Source organism: Paenibacillus sp. P4_A9 (assembly GCF_056402415.1).
The window spans coordinates 1-1,872 of sequence record NZ_JBFUHL010000189.1 but is presented as its reverse complement, the minus strand read 5'-3'; the positions used below and the strand labels follow the sequence as shown (position 1 = coordinate 1,872).

Sequence of the window (1,872 nt, the reverse complement as noted above, 5' to 3'; positions counted from 1 at the left end):
TACGACGACAGAGTCAAAAGATCACTCTTTAAAGGAAGCAGTAGCGAAAGTTGCCGAGCTTGAGGAGAAGCTAAAAGATAAAACGCAGTCGGAAGAAGAGTACATAAATCAAATTACCCAGCTTGCAAATATGTACGCAAAGATGACCCCTAGTAAAGTTGCGCCTATCATGGAGGCATTGACTCCGAATGAAATGGTCCTTGTTTTATCTATGATGAAGGCAGATAACCGAGGAGCTATTCTTGAAAAAATGGACGCTGCCAAGGCAGCTGCTGCATCCATGGGGTTAAAAGATATCGTGCCTGTACGAGACAAAGAAATTGCAGCTTTGCAAGAAAGATTAGCAACAAATAACACGAAGGATACCAAAGCTGCGACAAGTACAGTAAGTTCTTCGGATCTTGGTCAAACATTTGCGAATATGACACCAAAAAGTGCATCAAATGTTTTGCTAGAGATGAATAAAACAAATCCAACAAAAGTATTAACCATTTTAAGCGGAATGGATAATGCTTCTCGTTCTAAGGTTATGTCAGCACTATCAGATGCCAATAAGGAAATCGCAGCATCCATTACAGCCAAGCTGGTTCAGTAACTTGTGTTGATTACATGAAGGGTGGTGAAAAAAATGGACGTACAAATGACTTCAGTATCTGTTGCGCATACAGGAACAGCTAAAGCTGTAGGTAAAGGGACTCCCAAAGAAAATGCAGTAACGGATGGCTTTTCATCATTGCTCTCCGATCAAAGCGCTCAGGAGAATGCACCTTTTGTTGATGGTCAACCTTCTGAGACTGAGCTTTCCATGAACATGATGCTGCAAATGCTGCAAAGCTTGGTTATGCCGATTCAAACATTGGTGGATCAAGAAACTAAAGTCAGTTCGGGTGATCATACACTTCCAGAATTACTATTAGAAGCGATGAATAGTAATCCTGCTCTTGCTGATAAATTATTACAAGATCCGCAAGTGAAAAAGTGGTTTGAAAACGCTGAGGAAATGTTAGCTGCTTTAGATAACAATCAAAGCTCCAATACACTTGGAATGATGGCTTCTTGGCAACAACCAGCAATGGAATCTTTGAGTTTGAAAGCGCAGAATACGTTGTTAACGCTATCAGCTTTAACTAAGCAGCAACCAGACAATTCGATCCTAAATTACTTAAATACAGAACTTACGAATACGATTCAGCCGTTACTGCCAGAAATTTTAGAAGGATTAGGAAACGCTAAGAATTCTAAAACACTGATTGGAAGAATGACGCAAAGTAATTACATAAATAAAAGCGAGACGGAACAATCCCTTGCTGCTAACTTACAAACGATTCAACCCAAGCAAGAGAAATTTGCAATTAAACATATCCCGGTTTCTGTTATTGAACAAACTAACTCGACTGAATCTCCTGCTTTAACGCTTGTTGATCTACCAATTGAAGCTAGTACAACAGCGAACACGATTGTAACGATTGGTGATTTGCAGAAATCACAGCAGGTATCGATTGCGGCTGATAAAGCGACACTGCCAGTTCTGTCAGCGGCTAATTTCACAGAAGAGATGACTTCGTTTGTATTGAAAAATATGAAGATTACGATGTCAGAGGGCTTCTCAGAGGCTAAACTTTCTTTGTTTCCAAAGAATCTAGGTCATGTAGATGTGAAAATCTCGATGCACGATGGACAACTCTTCGCACAGTTCGCAGCGGATTCGTTAGCAGGCAAGCAAATGCTCGAAAGTCAGCTTCCGCAATTACGTCAAGCTTTACTTACACAAGGTTTACAAGTTGAGAAGCTAGAAGTTACTCAAAGTTCAAATATGTCATCTAGTATGTTCCAAGAACAGCGTCAATCACAAACCTTTAATCAGTCACAACG

At 40.2% G+C, this 1,872-nt stretch carries 2 protein-coding genes; both read left to right on the top strand.

Going from position 1 to position 1,872, the window contains the following annotated elements:
* The coding region (locus AC1DVJ_RS30780) for a MotE family protein (RefSeq protein ID WP_477596706.1) at window positions 1–595 on the top strand (595 nt) is incomplete at its 5' end.
* Window positions 596–628: 33 nt separating this feature from the next.
* Window positions 629–1,872: flagellar hook-length control protein FliK (locus AC1DVJ_RS30775; RefSeq protein WP_477596704.1), on the top strand; the 1,244-nt coding region annotated here is incomplete at its 3' end.